This is a genomic window from Treponema saccharophilum DSM 2985, assembly GCF_000255555.1.
Classification (GTDB): Bacteria; Spirochaetota; Spirochaetia; order Treponematales; family Treponemataceae; genus Treponema_D; species Treponema_D saccharophilum.
On sequence record NZ_AGRW01000046.1, the window covers coordinates 38163 to 55560 of the forward strand.

General features: G+C 56.8%; 7 protein-coding genes. 3 read left to right on the forward strand and 4 right to left on the reverse strand.

What is annotated here, in order from left to right; translation table 11 throughout:
* Positions 1 to 191: 191 nt before the first annotated feature.
* Together TRESADRAFT_RS07220 and uvrC are read right to left on the reverse strand one after the other, a co-directional pair.
* Positions 192 to 965, reverse strand: a complete 774-nt coding sequence (locus TRESADRAFT_RS07220; protein WP_002704308.1) for a class I SAM-dependent methyltransferase — start codon at positions 963 to 965, stop codon at positions 192 to 194.
* A 42-nt stretch (positions 966 to 1007) separates the two neighbouring features.
* The gene (uvrC, locus tag TRESADRAFT_RS07225) at positions 1008 to 2981 is read right to left on the reverse strand and encodes an excinuclease ABC subunit UvrC (RefSeq protein WP_002704311.1); all 1974 of its coding nucleotides are present in this window, start codon (positions 2979 to 2981) and stop codon (positions 1008 to 1010) included.
* An 82-nt stretch (positions 2982 to 3063) separates the two neighbouring features.
* Between uvrC and TRESADRAFT_RS07230 the strand changes: the two genes are divergently transcribed.
* Together TRESADRAFT_RS07230 and TRESADRAFT_RS07235 are read left to right on the forward strand one after the other, a co-directional pair.
* A complete protein-coding gene (locus TRESADRAFT_RS07230; protein WP_245534335.1) occupies positions 3064 to 4503 on the forward strand; it encodes a fibronectin type III domain-containing protein in 1440 nt (479 codons plus the stop codon).
* Between the two features lie 100 nt (positions 4504 to 4603).
* The gene (locus tag TRESADRAFT_RS07235) at positions 4604 to 7990 is read left to right on the forward strand and encodes a tetratricopeptide repeat protein (protein WP_002704317.1); all 3387 of its coding nucleotides are present in this window, start codon (positions 4604 to 4606) and stop codon (positions 7988 to 7990) included.
* A 66-nt stretch (positions 7991 to 8056) separates the two neighbouring features.
* Here TRESADRAFT_RS07235 and TRESADRAFT_RS07240 read toward each other — a convergent pair whose 3' ends face one another.
* Both TRESADRAFT_RS07240 and murJ read right to left on the reverse strand, forming a co-directional pair.
* Positions 8057 to 9229, reverse strand: coding sequence for a M24 family metallopeptidase (locus tag TRESADRAFT_RS07240; protein WP_002704319.1), 1173 nt, complete (start codon positions 9227 to 9229; stop codon positions 8057 to 8059).
* A 52-nt stretch (positions 9230 to 9281) separates the two neighbouring features.
* Positions 9282 to 10886: a murein biosynthesis integral membrane protein MurJ gene (gene murJ / locus TRESADRAFT_RS07245; RefSeq protein WP_002704321.1), complete on the reverse strand. Its 1605-nt coding sequence runs from the start codon at positions 10884 to 10886 to the stop codon at positions 9282 to 9284.
* A gap of 300 nt (positions 10887 to 11186) precedes the next feature.
* On the opposite strand from murJ, the gene TRESADRAFT_RS15120 reads away from it, so the two are divergent.
* Positions 11187 to 17345: an Ig-like domain-containing protein gene (locus tag TRESADRAFT_RS15120; protein ID WP_002704323.1), complete on the forward strand. Its 6159-nt coding sequence runs from the start codon at positions 11187 to 11189 to the stop codon at positions 17343 to 17345.
* Positions 17346 to 17398: the final 53 nt, after the last annotated feature.

Genomic DNA, 17398 nt, shown 5'->3' on the forward strand with positions numbered 1-17398 from the left:
CGCTTGCCGGGCATTTTCCGTTCTGAGTTCGGCGTGCCGGCGAACGCCTGTTCCGATGAGCAAAGATTAGGACGCGCAATGGTAAACGGGGCGCCGATTCGCCAAGTTGGGAGGTACGCGCCTCGCGCGTGCCGGCGAACGCCCGTTCCGATGAGCAAAGATTAGGACGCGCAATGGTAAACGGGGCGCCGCTATTTTCGGCAGACTAAGACCATTGTCTGCATGTTTTCGTCGTAGGGGTTCTGCTCGAAGTCTCCGAATATTTCGACGGTTTTCCAGCCGATTCCGAGAAGCGTCCTTTTCAAGTCGGAGGCGGAGTAGAGGCGCTGGACGAATTCGTGGTCGATTACGCTGCCGGTCTCCTTGTCCGTGAGAATCCATCGCGAGCGGAGCCCTTCCCACGCGCCGACGACACTGAATTCCGTGCGGACGATTTTTCCGGCTCGCTCGAATTCCTCTCCCTTCGTGAAATAGCGGATTGCGACTTCGCGGCTGATATTTTCGAGGATGAACGTTCCGCCTTCTTTTACGGAATCGAAAATCGAGCGGAGAATCTGCGTGTCCTCCTCCTCCGTGTCGCAGTAGCCGAACGACGTGTACAAATCGACGGCCGCGTCGAATTTTCCGATTCCGTGTTTTTCCGTGCGGAACGTGCGGAGGTCGTCGCGGATAAGGGTGAGGGGGACGCCCTCGTCGTCGGCGCTTTCCCGCGCGGCGTCAAGCTCGCTCTGAATCAAATCGACGCCCGTGACGTCCAGCCCGAGCGCGGCAAGTTCCACCGAAATCCGTCCGATTCCGCAGCCAGCGTCCAGAATCCGCGCGCCTTTTCCAGCTCCCGAAATGGAGACGACGCGTTCCGCTACCGCGGGCGCCTCTGACCAGCGCTGCTCGTCGAACATTATCGGGCCGTAGTTGTTCCAGAAATCCTCGGATTCGAACCATTCTTTCTTCTCTTCTTTTTCCATTCCGTGCCTCCGTTTTGTCGTGCCGTGCCGTTTTCGGGCAGGTTATTTGCTTTCGCCGTTCCCGCTGTCCGCAACGCGGGATTCCGCCCCGCCGAGGAACGATTCGAGAATCGGCTCGTATTCCGTTTTGCCTTCCGTTATGCCGTCGATTTCCGCTTTGCGCTGCTTCCTCGATTCTTCCCGTTTCCGGCTGATTTCCTTCGCGGCGACGAGGATGTCGGCGGCGTCGCCCGCCCGAATGTGCAGCGATTCGGCGATTTCCGATTCCGGCGATTCGGAAAGCTTCTCCATCGTGACGAATTTTTTCAGGAGGATTTTCTCGCGTTTCTCGCCGACGTGCGGAAGCAGCGCGAACGCCGATTCCGTGTTCTCCTTCGTCCGAAGCTCCTGGTTCCGGCTTGTCGCGAACCGGTGCGTCTCGTCGCGGACCCGCTGCATCAGCCTGAGCGCGTCGCTCCTTCTCGGAAGGCAAATCGGTTTCTTCGCGTGCGGCAGCCAGATTTCCTCGTCGCGCTTTGCGAGCCCCGCAATGGGAATCGAAAGACCGAGCGAGGAGATTATCTCGTCCACGGCGTTCACCTGCCCGATGCCGCCGTCGATGACGATGAGGTCGGGCTTTTCGGCTTCTCCGTTCGCGACGCGCGTGTACCTTCTCGCCGTCGCCTCCTTCATCGACGCGAAATCGTCGATTATCCCGTCCGTTGTCTTGAGCCTGAACGTGCGGTAGTTCTTCTTGTCCGGGTTCCCGTCGAGGAACGAGATGAGGCTTGCGACGGGAAATTTCCCGCCGATGTGCGCGATGTCGAACCCCTCGATTCTCCGCGGCATGTTTGGAAGCGAAAGAAGCGTCATGAGCTCCTCCATCGCGGGAACGTCGCCCCTTTCGCGGAGCCTTCGGATGATGTCCTCGTGCGCGTTGTGCGCCGCCATGTCGAGGATTGCGGAATGCCGCCTTCCTTCTCCGTTCTCGCTGTTTTCTGGCGTCGTCACGGAAATTCCCTGCCCGAATGCGCTTTCGATGTATCGTGCGATGAGCGACGGCGTGTCGTCGTCGCCTCCCTTTTTCGGGACGAAGATTCGCGGCGGGATGTCCGATTTGTCCGTGTAGTAGCCCGCCGCGAATTCCCCGGCAAGCTCCTGGTCGTCGCTCAGCGAAATCAGCGGGTAGTTGTCGCGCGCGATAATCTTCCCGCCGCGCATTTTGAGCACGGTGAAGCTGACAAGCTCGCCGTCCCGGTAAAAGCCGATGTAGTCCGCGTCCTCGTCGGTGAATCCCTCTACGATATTCTGGTTCTGCATGACGGAAAGCGCCTTGATTCCGTCGCGGATTCTCGCCGCCTTCTCGAAGTTCATCTCCGCCGCGGCTTCCTTCATCTTTGCCGTGAGCGATGAAATCGATTCGTCGCCTTTTCCCTCAAGAAGGTTTTTAATTTCTTCGATATATTCACTATAGGTGTCTTTGTCGATTTTTCCCGTGCACGGCGATTTGCACCTGCCGATGTGGTAGTACATGCAGGGCGCGCTCCTATTTTTGAGCGTGCGGCAGTGCCTCAGCGGGTAAATTTTGTGTATCGCCTCGATGAAGGAGTCGAGCGCGGTCACGTCCGGGTACGGCCCGTACAGAATGGAGCCGTCCTTGCGCGCGGAGCGTGCCTTTATTACGCGGGGGAAATCCTCGTTCGTGATTTTGAGGACTGGATACGATTTTCCGTCCTTGAGCTGTATGTTGTATCTCGGCGAATGTCGCTTTATGAGGTTGTTTTCGAGTATGAACGCTTCGTATTCGTTCGCTGTTGTGATATATTCGATTGAAACAGCGTTTAAAATCAGGAGCTTGGTTTTAATCGTTCTTTCACCGGAGAAGTAGGAGCTGAGCCTGTTCCGCAGGTTCTTCGCCTTCCCGACATATATGACGGTCTGCTCGTCGTTCCGCCATAAATAAACGCCACTGGAGCAAGGAGCTTTTAACGCGGTTTCGTGAAGCAATTCATAAGCTGGGTTATCTGTTGGATTCATAATGGTTTCGTTGAAAAAAGTTTCTAGATTCGCCCTGATTCTATCATCAATTCTGTTTTTTGATACAGTTTCGTCGTTTGCTGTGCCAAAGAAAATGGTTTTCGGCGGGAAGAACGGATGGAACGACTTCCAGAAGATGACCGGGCTTACCACGGGAGTCGGACGGTTCGGATACGAGTCGCTCCAGCTCGTCACCTCGACGCAGTGCACCGATGACGAGACCGACCTCCTCCTCACGTTCGACGGGCAGGATGTGCGCGATTCCACGGGGCATTACGAGGTCGTGTCGAACAACCTCCTCCGCGCAGACGGCGCGGCGAGGGGAAAAGGCGCGGCTCTTTCGCGCGGAATTGACAAGGGCGTCTCGCTCAAGGGCGACAAAGGCTCCCTTTTCGGCACGAGCGGAATGGCTGGCTCGTTCACGATTGAATTCTGGCTGGCTCCTTCCCTTGCGGAGAACGGGGAGACGGTTTTCTCGTGGCGGTCGTCGCTCAACGCGTCCGGATATTCGAAATACCAGATGATTTCCGCATCGTTCTTCGCGAACCACCTGCAGTGGAAATTCAACAACATCTTTCTCGGATTCGACGATTCCGAGGTCGTGCTCGACGGGCTTTCGACGGTCGTCCCGAAAAAATGGAGCCGCCATACGCTTTCGTTCGACCAAGAGACGGGCGCGCTCGAATACTGCGTTGACGGGCGCACGGAGGCGATAAAATTCATAACGAAGACGCAGCACGAGAACGGTACCGTATGCGAGCCGAGCATCGGCGTCGTGGCAAAAATCGACATCTGCCCGCAGTACGCGGGAAAAATCGACAACTTTAGGATTGACAGGAGCGCGGGAAAAGCTTCCTCCGAGTGCGCCATCGGCGTGACGGGCAACGAGAAATTCAAGGCTGACGGCGGATTCTTCATGACAAAACCGATTCTCGTGTCGCATTCGGCGGAGATGGACGAAATTTCGGCGGAGATGAGCGTTCCCCCGCAGACTGAGGTGAAATTCTACGTGCGTTCGGGCGACAACTGCTACGAATGGAACGACAAATACCCCGCATGGAAGGAAGTCGTGCCCGGGGAAAAAATTTCCGATGTTTCGGGGCTTTATTTCCAGATTGCGGCTGAGCTTCTTCCCGACGGCGGCGGCGAGCATACGCCGGCGATTTCCGAGATGACGCTCGCCTATACCGAACAGGACGATCCGCTTCCTCCTTTCTCCGTGGAGGCGATTCCTGGCGATGGATGTGTTACACTGTCATGGAGTAATTCCGTTGACGACACCGCCGGCGGATACTACGTCTATTACGGGAACCGTCCGGGCGAGTATCTTGGTGTCGTGGCGTCAGAAGGCGCGTCGCCGATAAAAGTGGGGAACAGGAATTCGATGACGCTCAGTGGGTTGAGGAACGGCACGATATACTATTTTGCCGTGTCCGCTTATTCAAAACTCGACCCGAGAATTTGTGGCGAGGTCTCGAAGGAAGTGTTCGCCCGGCCGTCGGCGAGGCTTTCGATAAGGTGAACCATCGGATTCTTAAGGAACCGGGGCTCAGCAACGTTTGGTAAATGCCGTTCCGCCTCATCGCATCGTTCGGGGGCGGGCTGCTCATCAGGATGTGATTATGTCGGATAAGGAACTTCTGCTGAAAAGGGCAAAATCCGCGCTTATCTCTCGCGATTACGAGACTGCCGCAAGGATTTACAAATCTCTGATAAAAAGCGACAAGAAGAACATGGATTTGAAAATCCAGCTCGGGAACCTCTACGTCAAGAGCGGTCAGGATTCGCTCGCTCTTTCGTGTTTCGAGGAAATCGAGCAGTACATGATGATTTCCGGCGAGGAGTTTCCGTTCGCCGTTGACGTGTACCTCTCGCTCGGCGGAATATACAGGCGGCTCGGCCGCTTCGACGAGTCCCTTGCCGCGCTCGGGAAGGCGGGGGAGACAGGCGCGAAGGAAATTCAGGTTTCATACAGCCTCGGCTTCACGTACCGGCAGATGGGAAAGTACGAATCGGCCATCGACTGCTTCCAGAACGTAATCGACAAAAATCCGCGCGACGTCCTCGCGTTCAACCATCTCGGCGCAATCCACGCGCTTCAGGGAAACCACGAGAAGGCTATCGTCGCATATCAGCACGGGCTGAAAATCGACCCGAACCATCCCGTCATCCAGCTGAACATAGCAAAAAGCTACGAGGCAATCGGCGAGACGCGGAAGGCGCTTTCCTGCTACGAGGGGGCGCTCCGCTCGAAGCCGGGGTGGATTGAGGCAATCGACCTCTATTCCGACCTCCTCCTGAAGGAAAACCAGGTGAAGGAAGCCGACGATGTCGTATCGCGCGCGCTCAAGATAAATCCCGACGACGTGAAGATGCACACCGCGATGGGAAAAGTCTTCAACAGAAAAAGCGTTTTCGAGGACGCGGAGAAAGAATTCAAGAAGGCGCTTTCGAAGAACGACGTCTACGCGCCAGCTCTCAAGGGGCTTGCGCTGTCGCAGGAAAAGCAGGGGAAGAGCCGCGAGGCTGCGGAGACGATTCAGAAAGCGCAGAAACTCAGCCCGGACGACATAGAGATTCTCAAGCAGACGGCGCACATCCTCCTTTCAGCGAACTATCTTCCCGCGGCATACGAGAAGATTTCCCATTTGTGGAAGATAAACCAGGACGACATCGATACGGTGAACCTGCTCGGGCAGTACTACATCTGCCACGGCGACGAGGACAAGATTGAGGCGTGTTTCGACCGTCTTGAGCGGATTAAGCCGGGATGCACGGACGTCTACAAGGATTGGGGCGAGCGCTACCTCCAGATTGGCGACGAGAAGAATGCGGAGGATTACCTCAAGGTTGCGGTCCACGAGAATGCGGGCGACGCAGACGCGATGATTTCGCTCGCGAGGATGTACGACAAGCAGGGGCGCACGAACGAGGCTCTCGATTTGCTTTACAAGGCGGGAAAAGCCGACGCGAACAACGAGTCCGCGAAGAGGGCCGTCGACAGAATCGAGCGCAAGAAGCAGCTTTTCCACAAGGAGCCGCCGGCTCCGGCCGTCCAGCCGCGCCCTGAAGAGGGGCTTCCGGTCGACGACTTCGATATATTCGACCGTGCCGCCGAGATGTCCGGCGGGGTTCCCGAGAATGTCGGGGAAGTTTCGATGGGCAAGGAATTCGATTCCCTCAAGACGGAGCTGAATTCCGTCGATGTGCCGTTCGACCTCGGGATGGGGGACGGCGAGCTTGTCGAGAACGAGAACGCCGATTTCGAATCCCCGATAGATTTCGATGACAGCGCGAAGGATGACAGCGATATCGAGGGCGGAGAATTCGACGACTCGAAGTCGCTCGAGAATCTCATCGACGCGGAGAACGATTCCGTCGATTCCGTCCTGCACGGTGGGAGCGAGATGTCCGATTTCGGCGACGATTCTTGGGAGGACGAGAGCGGGGGCGGAAATCCTGCTGCGTCTGGCGGCGGCTCAGCTCCGGCTGATATCGTTCCCGCGGTGGATGCGGCCGATGACGGCGACGTCTCCGACAAGGCAGGGCTTGTTCAGGAAAACGCGGCTTCCGCGGCTCCTGTATCGGCTTCCGGCTCAGCCGCGCCTTCCGACGCGTTCGATTTCAGCCAGTTCGGGGCGGAGGATTTGAGCGGCGACACCGACGACATCGTTTCGATTGACGAGATGATGGGGGACGGCGAGCGCGATTCCGGCGACGTCATTGACGATTTGGTCGATTTCGATGCGCCTGTCGACGAGGAGGACGATGTCCGCCGCGAGCGTATGCCCGACGGTTCCGGCGTTCTCGACGCCATCAGCCACGCCGCCGATTATCCGGAGCAGGGCATCGAGGAGGAGGTCGTCCGCGATTTTCCTCGCGAATTCAACGCGCAGAGGCCGAACCTTTTCCGCGACGAGGATTTTGATGACAGGACACCCGTAAAGCCGTATGTCGTTGGCGACGGATCCGATTATGCCCCGCAGCCTCCGTCATACAAGCCTGACGCTGCGGAAAATTTTCAGCGCCAGAGCGTCCCCGATTCGCGCCATCAGCCGCGCCCCGTTTCCGACGACGACTATCTTTCGCTCGAACGGCAGATTCAGCAGGTCGCGCGCAATGCCGACGACGCGCAGTACGCCGCGAACCAGGCCCGCCGCGCCGCGCAGTTCGCCGAGGAAAACGTCCGCGACACGGAAGGGCGCATAAAGCGTTCCCTTGAGAATTCCATCGAAAGCATGGTCGAGGAAAAAATCCGCGAGCGAATCGGCGATGATTTGGACAACCGCATCGACGAGAAAATAAGCGAGCGGATAGGGGACGATCTCAACAACAAGATTTCCGAGACAATCGACAACTTTATCGTGGGGCCTGATTCGGAGCCTGAGCCGGAGGGCGAAATCGAGCTGATGAACGAGGATGAATTCGAGCGCGCGCGTGAGGATGACGGCGACGATGTCGAGCTTCCTGTCCCCGATGTCGAAGTCCCCGAGAACGCGCTCGAAATCGTGTCGCAGAATTTGTACGAGGAGCCGGAGAAAAACGAGGCGGAGAAGATGCTCGAAAAAGCCGTCGCGATTCTTCCTTCGATTGTCCGTGCCATCGAGGACAAATCCGTCATGGAGGAATTCAAGTCGTCGCTCGAGATGTTCAAGAAGCTCCGCGAGATGCTCGAATTCCTTCCTCCCGCGAAGAAAAAGCAGTTCATGACGAGCAGGACGCGCATAATGCTCGACTACGTGATTGCGAAGCTGTCCGGACGCCCGGGGCTTTTCGCGACGGTCGTCGCGCTGCTCAAATCCGGCGTGATGAGCGGCCCGACACCGACGGAGGAGATTACCTCGCCGATAGATATGGACGCTTCAAGCGACGAGTACATCGTAACGCTGATTTCCTCCGTGATGGAGACGCTGCGGAAGCTGTGCGAGAGCCTTGAGGACGATTACCTCCGCGACGCAATCGATTCCGAGATTCTCGGGATTCTGGAGAAAATACGCACGGCGGTATGAGAATCAGCCGCCGTTCATAAAAAAAGCCGCCCGTTCCTGAAAAAGGACAAGGCGGCTTTTTCGCTTTTACAGGCGGATTATCTTCGAATGCGTGATGACCTCGTTGCCGGTTTCCGTAATCAGCACGTCGTTCTCCAGCCTGACGCCGCCGAGTTTCGGGTCGTACAGCCCCGGTTCGAGAGTGACAATCATTCCCGGCTTGAAGGTGACGGTCTCCGTCTGCTTGGCGCTTACGCGCGGGAATTCGTGGATTTCAAGCCCGATTCCGTGTCCGAGCGTGTGCGGCATCGTCTTTTTCGCGCGCGCGAACACTTCGTCCGCCTTTTTTCCCGCAAGGTTGATTTTCCCGCCCGGCGCGTAAAGCGGGAGCGATTCCTCCGCGGCTTTCTCGACGAGGGCGACAAGCTCCGCCTGCTTCTCGTTCAGGTTTTTCGCGACGGTCAGCGTCGTGTCGCTCGTGTATCCCTCATAAACGACGCCGAAATCGAGAATCGAAAGGCCGTCTGCCGGCCAGGGCGCGTCCGTGTATCCTGGGAACGCGTGGATTGCCCATGAGCGCGCCGGTCCTGCCGCAAGCGTGTCGAATCCCGTCCGCTCGCAGCCGCATTTCCGCAGTTCGCTTTCGATGAGGAGCGCGACGTCCATCTCCTTGTGGAGCCAGTTCTCCCGGATTCCCCGCTCGATTTCCGATATGATGTGGTCGCCGACGCGCGCCGCTTCCTTTGTGCATTCGATTTCGTACTCGTCCTTCACGGCGCGCATGTCGACGACAAAATCGTGCGCCGATTTCTCGCGGCAGAGGACGTCCCATTTGCCGGCGCTGAGCGCATCGACGAATTTGAGGAAAAGCGGGTACGGCGTTTCCGGCGGAATCTCGACTTTTTTCGCGCCCTTCATCTTCAGCGACGAGAGCGTCTTGGCGACGGCGGTCGTGCTGAGCCTGTCGTATTTGTTGAACGGTACAATCTGCACGTCGAGCGATTTTTCCTTGGCGAGGTTGTCGTCCCACGGGATGAGGAAATCCTTGAGCGGGATGTCTTTCCCTTCGTCGGGAACTGCCGTTATGATGTACAGCGCGTCGCTCGGATGTCCCGTGAAATACCTGACCGCGGGATTTCTCCGCCCCTCGGTGTCCTCAAAAACGACGGCGGAGATGCCGTTCTCCTTCATGAAATCGATGAGCTTGAGCTTTCTCTGCCTGTAGATGCCTGCCAGCTCTTCCTTGCTGAAATGCCTCATATTTTTCTCCTTAACAATTTTTCCGAGATGCGGATTTTGGAATGACGTTTTTTCATCTGCGCCGAATTTTCGAGACGGCGACGGCGAGAATCTCGTCCTTCGTGACGGCGAGGAGCGCGATTCCGACCGCACCGTAGGCTGCCGCGCATGCCGCCAGCGGGATGCCGAACGAGACGAGCCGCCCGTGCCCCGCGAGCGATGACGAAATCGGGTCGTGAATGAAACGGACTGGTACGGAAGCCGCAGCCGAGAACGCGACGAGCTTTATCGTGTATGCGATTGTCCCGAGCGTTATCGACTTTACGTTTATCGATTTGTTCCTGCTCAGGAATGCGAAGAGCGCGATTGTGTTTGCGGCGCTCGCCACGGAAAGCGCGAGCGCGATTCCCCCGCCGGCCCTCGTTCCTTTCGCGAGAAACGTCACCATCGCGAACGCGAGCGCGATGTTCACCGCAAAGCCGATTATTCCCGCGGCCGTCGGCGATTTCGTGTCCCCCTGCGCGTAGAATGCCGGCGCGACAATCCTGTTCACCGCGATGAAGAAAAGTCCCGCGATGTGGAAGTTGAATGCCGTCAGCGTGAGCGCGACAGATTCGGCGTCGAACGTCCTGTTCTTGTAGACGAGCGAGATGATGTCCTCGCCCGTCGAGAGGGAGAAGAACGTCACCGGAACGGAAATCAGCGCGATTATCTTTATCGCCTGAAGAAGCATCCCGCTGAATTCGTCCCATTTCTCCTTTTTCGCAAGCCCGCTCAAGTCGGGGAGGAGGACGGAGCCGATAGAGACGGCGAAAATTCCGAGGATAAGCTCCTGAAGCCTGAGCGAATACTGAAGGCTCGACACGATTCCCGTTCCCGCCTTGCCCGCGAGCGCCGTCGATACCGCGTCGTTGAGCTGGTATGCCGCCATGCCGACGACGGTGGGAATCACGAGCGCGATGACCTTGCGCGTCCCCGGGTTCGTGAACGCCTTCCGAATCGACGAGAATCCGCACCACCAGCCCGTCTTCACGACGAACGGAAGCTGGAACGCCGCCTGAACGAATCCTCCCGCGAGGACGCCTACCGACATCGCGCGCGCGGGATTCTGCATCCGGGGCGCGAGCAGGTACGTCGATGCGATGACAATCGCGTTGAAAAGCACCGGCGTGAATCCGGACGGCGAGAAAATCTTCACGCCGTTCAGTATTCCCTGAAAAAAAGCCGCGACGGAAATCAGCATGAGGTACGGGAACATAATCCTCGTGAGGACGGCCGTCTCCCGTATCGTCGCGACGTTGTTCCCGTCGTAGAAAAACGGGACGATGAGCGGCGCGGCGATTATCCCGAGCGCGACGACGATTGTCGTGAGGAACGTCACGAGCGTGAGCGTCGCCGAGACGAATTCCCTCGTCTGCGCCGTTTTCTCGTCCTGCTCGTCCTCGATGAATCTCCTGAACGTAGGTATGAACGCGACGGAAATCGCGTTCTCCGCGAAAAGCCGCCTGAAAAGGTTCGGAATCATGAATGCGATTGTGAAAGCGTCCGCGTACATCGACGTTCCGAGGAATGTCGATTTTGTCATTTCCCGGAGCAGTCCGAGAATCCGTGAGAGAAGCGTGAAGAACGACAGCGAGAATGCCGCCGCCACCAGCGATTTCGGTTTTCTTTGAGCCATAGGCGAAGAGGATAATCGCTTTTCATCAGTGTTGCAAACGCCGTTTTTCCGCTTTTTTTTATGTCTGAATAAGTCAAAAATTATGCAATTTTCTTTGAAAATAATGTAGTTTAATTGAATCTGAAAGAAAAAAGTTGAAAACCTTTCAGAATTCATAATTGATTGCCGATGATAAAACTGTTAGAATCTCAAAAATCTCCAAAGCGTAAGAATCCGTTCTCGAACATGCACTTCATTTTTCCAAGCGCGTTTTTTTTATTCATGCGCGGGTTCTTTCTAAAAAATGAGGACAGTAAAGCAATGAGACATATTTTTAGGAATACAGTTCTTTTCTTTCTTGGCGGCCTGGGCATTTCTTCAGCATTCGCAAAGCGCGACATTACGACTCGCTCTGTCGAGCAGATGGACAGCTGGCAGGAAAAATTCGACATAAACGAGAAGAAGCCCGGAAAGTACAACATCGTCGTCACGGCGACAGACAAGGGCGGGAACACTGGGCTTGCCGGCCCGTTCAACATCTACATCGACCCCGAGTCCGACCTTCCCGTTTCCGGGATAACGAACCCGAGCGAGCAGATGCGCGTTCCCGGAAACCTCAACATCGTCGGAACGTGCGTCGATGACGACGGCGTCGACCAGGTGTGGCTCATCCTCGACGGCGACAAGGAGAATCCCGTCCTCGCCGATGGAAAGGAATTCTGGTCGTACTATCTCGACACGACGCAGCTTGAGGAAGGCCCGCACACAATCGAGGTGTACGGGACGGACATAAACGTCGGCGACGAGAAGAAGACGGGCCATTCGACGAAAGTCACGTGGAACCTCGACCGCAGGCAGCCCGTCACCGAGGTTACGAACCATACACTCGGCGAGCTTGTTTCCGGGAAGGTCACGCTCAACGGAACGGTCTTTGACGGAAACGGCATAGATTCTCTCGCGTATTCGCTTGACGGCGGCGAGGAATTCATCCCCACGAAGCTGAAATACGACAAAAAGCTGAATGTCTGGACGTTCGAGATTCCGATTGACACGAGGAAATTCCTTGACGGGCCTTCTGTCGTCTGGTTCAAGGCGTTCGACAAGATGGGCTCAAGCTCCGTCTACTCATATCTCTATTTCATCGACAACACGAAGCCGAACGTGCAGATTGTCTCGCCTGAGCAGGGCGAGGTCTGCAACGGAATTTTCGGCGTCGCGGGATTCGCGAAGGACGTTATCGGAATCTCCAAACTTTCGTGGAGATGCGGGGACGATTCCGGCGATTTTGAGCTTGTTCCCGGAAACCCGTACTGGTTCAAGGAAATCGACACGCGCGGGATTTCGTCCAAGTCGATCGAATTCTTCGTCACTGCCGTCGATACGGTCGGGAACACGGTCACGGTCTCGCGCGCAATCCCGCTCGACCAGAACCTCGACAAGCCCGTCGTCACGATTGAGACGCCTGAGGCTGGCGCTGCTGTCGGAAGCGAAGCCGGCTCCGAGTATCTTTCCGGTCTCGTCCTCGACGATGACGGCGTCGCGTCCGTCACGTACAGAATAGACGACGGCGAGGAGCGGACGGTGGATTCGCACGGAAGCTTCTACGTCCATCTTTCCGATGAATTCATCCCGGCGGGAAAGCACACGGTCTTCGTTTATGCGACCGACATCCACGGCGTCAAAGGCAATGCCGCGTCGGTCGAATTCGTCGCGAAGGGAAACGCGCCTTCGTTCTCCACGGACGTTCCCTACGGTAAGAAAATCCATCCGGAGGACAATCCTTCGTTCACCGCGAAAATACACGCGGACGGCGGAATTGCCAGCGCGCGGTGGCGCATTTCCGGCGGACAGAACGCGGAGTCGGAGGGCGAGCTGAACGTTCCTCCCGAGCCGAACGTGAAAAACGATATCGACGTCACCATTCCGCTTGCGGACGCTCCGTGGGGAATCGTGCAGGTCGAGATTTTTGCGACGGACAAATACGGGCGCACATCCCGGTTCAGCTCCGTCGTCGATATGATTGATTTGACGCGCATCCACACGGATTCCCCGCGCGTCGTGTTCGACGATTCACGCGTCATTCCGAGCCCTGACGGCTCGTCGTTCTCGATAATAAAGAACGACAAGAACCATCCCGTGCACGGATTTTTCCTCGACTCTTCGTCGGCGGGAAAAATAAAATCCGTCGCGCTCGTCCCGAACACGTCTCTCGCTTCTGCTGAATTCGACGCGGAGACGGGAATCATCACGCTCAAGGCGGGGAAGGGCGGGCTTGTTTCCGAGCCGGTCGTCGTCCGCGTCACGACGGAGCGGAACAAGACGTTCGACAGCATTCCCGTCGTCTTCGAGGCGGAAGTCGATTGGGATGCGCCCGCGCTTTCGTTCGACAGCGACGGAAAGACGTTCGACATAGCGAACCCCGCCGCGCCCGCCGCCGAATCCGTTTCCGAGAATCCCGAAGCGGTCTCGGAGCCGGAGCCGGCAAGCGCGCCCGCGGAGATAATCGTAAAAGGCACGGTATCATCCGCGCAGGCAATCAAGAAATTCGGCTACCGGATTTACAGCGCGCAGAGCGTTCTCAACGGCGGCTTTGTCGTCCCGAACTCGCAGAAGGATTTTTCGGCGATGGAATTCGTCGATGTGGAGATAGACCCGCTTAAAACGGAGAAATCGGTCTCGTTTGCGATTCCGTATGAGAAATTCTGCCCCGGCGTCTCCGTTGTCGAGATTGTCGCGGACAACGGAAACCGCTCGTTCAGCCCGTTCTTCGTCAACAACGTGCGCCATTCCCCGGAAATAGCCGCGAACGGAAAAAAAGCACCGGCGCCGGCAAAACCGGACGTGCGCTGGTTCGAGAGCATGGACGGCGGCGACATCTACCACGCTGTCGTGTACCAGGGAAAGGACGCGATTGAGAATATGTTCGGCCGCCACCCGAGGTCTGAAGTCGTCGAGGCGATGCACAAATTCACCGCGAGCATCTCTTACGAGGGCGGAAAAACGCCCGTCGAGTCTTCTTTCAACGTAACGGGAAAAAGCAACGCAAAGGTTTTCATCGAGAAGGTCGGCGATTTTGCGTTCAGGAACGGCATGGTCGTCCCGATGGAGCGCGGAAGCGCGGGAATCCCCGTGCGCGTCTCAATCGAATCCGACATTCCGGTGAAATCCGTCTCCTTTGAGATAAGCGGCGACAAGGTTCCGGGCGGAGCAGAATCCGCGAAGGGAACCGCGCCTGTCGTTCTCGACGAAAGCGACGGAAAGAAATATGTCGCGGAATTCGTCATGGCCGACCAGCCGTCGCGCTTGACGCGCATTTCCGTTACGGCGGAGACTGAGCTTGACAAGACGACGTACAGCGGGACGGTGGGAATTGTACGCGAGATGCCCGCCGCGAGAATCCGCGATGACGCGAAGATATTCTGGATTCCTGACAATGCCGTTTTCGATGAGAAAAACGGAAGGTACGTTCTGACCGGCTCACGCGCGTTCGAGGGTTTTGCGAACTTGTACGCGCCTGTCTCCGTGCAGGTTGCTGGCGGCGTTTCCGGCGTTTCCGTCGTCGAGGAAAGCGGCGAGGACGGAAGGTCGTTCGCAATTGCGTTCGAGAAGGACGGCGTGTACAAGAACGTTTCGGTGAAGGCGGTCGACGCCCTGGGAAACGAATTCACCAGCCCCGCGATAACGGTCCTCGTCGATACGGAGGCTCCGAAACTCGAAATAGGCTCGCCCGTTCCGCAGTCGTGGATTCGCGACAGCGTGAAATTCTCCGCGAAGGTTTCGGACGACAACGAGATAACGCTCACCGAGATTTCGACGGATGAGGGCGACACGTGGACGTCGTTCAAGGCGGACGGAAGCGAGTCTGTGATATCGTTCGCGAACGCGCCCGACGGTCTCAGGCGGATAATGGTGCGCGCGACGGATGTTGCGGGACACGTTTCCATTGCGTCGGTCGGCGTTCAGAAAGATACTGTTCCTCCGGAAGTGCGCGTAATTGTGCCGACTCCGGACGATATAGTGAACGGCGAGAACCTCATCGCGTTCATCGCCAAGGATTCCGGGTTCGTCATGTCGTCGCAGTTCTCGCTCAAGAAGCAGACCGCCCCGGCAAGCGGAAAGAAGCCTGCTGAATTCGCGGACATTTCCGTTCCCGTTGACGTGGCGCCGATGATTGCGACGCACGTTGGAACGCTCGACAAGCCGATTGACCAGGCTATGGTATTCTCGTTCACCGACGAGGCGGGCAACACGACCAAAATCGGCGAGTGGGAATTCAGCGTGGACGAGCAGAGCGACCTTCCTGTAGCGTCGATTCACCTTCCCGAGGAGAACGCCGTCCTCACGCGCGACTTCACGATTTCCGGAATCGTCACCGACGACGACGGAAAGAGCAAAATCTGGTGGAAAATCGACGACGGAGAGTACAAGGAGCTTCCTGAATACGACAACAGCTTCTCAATCGACATCCCGCTGAACACGATGACGGACAACGAGCATTCCGTGACGGTTTATGCCGTCGACATCAACGGCATAAAGGGCGACGAGGTGACGAGAAATTTCCGCATATCGCTTGAGGAGCCGAAGGGCGAGGTTCTCACTCCGCCGATTTCCGACACCGTGCGCGAATGGATAAAGATAACGGGCAAGGCGACGGACGAGAACGGAATCAGCAAAGTCTACGTCTCGCTCGACAACGGAAACAGCTACGACGAGGCAATCGGAAACTACTCGCACGAGGAGAAGCTCTGCAACTGGAGCTACGAATTCGACACGCGCGTAATCCAGGACGGAACGCACGTCGTCTTCATCAAGATTGTCGACTGGTACGGAATCGAGGGGCTGTACTCCTCGCTCATAAACATTGACAATACGCCGCCGGAAATCAATCTCGAGTACCCGCTCGACGACTCGGTCTCCACGGGAACGCTTTTCTTCAGCGGCCAGACAATCGACAACATCGACCTTACCGATTTGTTCATCTCGGTCAGGAGCCTTGAGGGGAAAAACGTCCCGGCGGAGCTCTCACACAAAAAGCTCGTGCCCGACCGCATCATCACGCAGATTCTCGAAATCGGCGCGCTTTCAGACGGATTCTACAACGTCGAGCTTACCGGAAAGGACGCGGCGGACAACATCACGCGCGTCAGCCGCAACTTCCGCCTCGACCGCTCCGCTCCCATCGCGAAGGTCGACCTTCTCTATCCGCTCAACGGTGAGGCGGTGCAGAGCGTCTTCAACGTTTACGGAACGGCAGTCGTCACCGAGCCGCGGAAAATCGTCTCGCTCAAGCTTCTGTCGGACAACGCGGAAATCGGCGAGACCGAGCTTTCCGAAAGCGGCTACTACAAATTCACCGTGACGAAAGAGCAGATGGAAGCAGGACAGCATTCGATTCGTGTCGTCGCTGTCCTTGACGATGGCACGAAAATCGATTCGAACGAGCAGTACCTCATTTATTCCGACGTCGGCCCGTGGATAACAATCGACAACTTCACCTACGGCGATTTTGCGATAGATCGCCCGTATATCAAGGGAAGCGCTGGGTATACTATTTCCGAGGAGGAGATTGCCGCCGCCAAAGAAAAGGGATTGTCGAAACGCGTCGAAAAGGAAAGGAAGGACGCGCTTGAGGCGAAGCGCATCGACAAAATCGAGCTGAGCCTGGACAACGGAAAGACGTTCCAGACGATTTCCGAGAAGAAGAACTGGAAATACCGCGTGGAGAACGAGGACATCGCGGAAGGATACCACTTCCTCCTCGTCCGCGCGCGCATGAAGAACGGCGAGGTTGCCGTGACGCGCTGCATCGTGCAGGTTGACAGCACGAAGCCGACGATACGGCTTATCAGCCCGGGAATGGGCGGAAGATACAATCAGGAGCTTGAGTTCAGCGGACTTGCGCACGACGACGTTTCGCTCAAGCATCTTGAGCTTGCGCTCAGAAAGGGCGACAAGGCTGCTTACGAGATTCCGGGATTCATCCAGGGATTGTACATGGACGGACAGTTCTGGGGCGCGACGTTGTATTCGTTCGGCGCGGGACTTTCGTTCTATGACGACAACGTAAAGGTTCAGTTCCAGTTCGGGCAGTTCACGCAGGCGCAGCGGGACATATTCTCGATGACGGCGCAGCGCTACGGCGGAAATGTCATGGGGCTGAAGATTCTGGCGAACGTCTACAATATGCCGTTCCGCTATTACTTCGGACCCGATTGGGATTGGCTCAGCCTGAACGTTTCGGTGGGCGCCAATTTCAGCCACTTCAGCGAGTCTGGTTCGGGTTCCGATCAGATTCTTTCGGCGCTGCTCTTCCAGCTTGAATTCCCGAAGGTGACGAGGGACAAGAAGGCGAAGATGTTCAGGACGTTCTCGTTCTACACGGAAGGTCAGCTCTGGTTCATTCCGTCCGATGTTTCGAGTGCGGATATCGCAACGCTTGTCCCGCAAATTTCGTTCGGTCTGAGGGCTTACGTGTTCTAGCGGGGCGGCTCGCGTGGTTTTCCGGTGCGTTTGAAATGGAGTCTTCATCACGT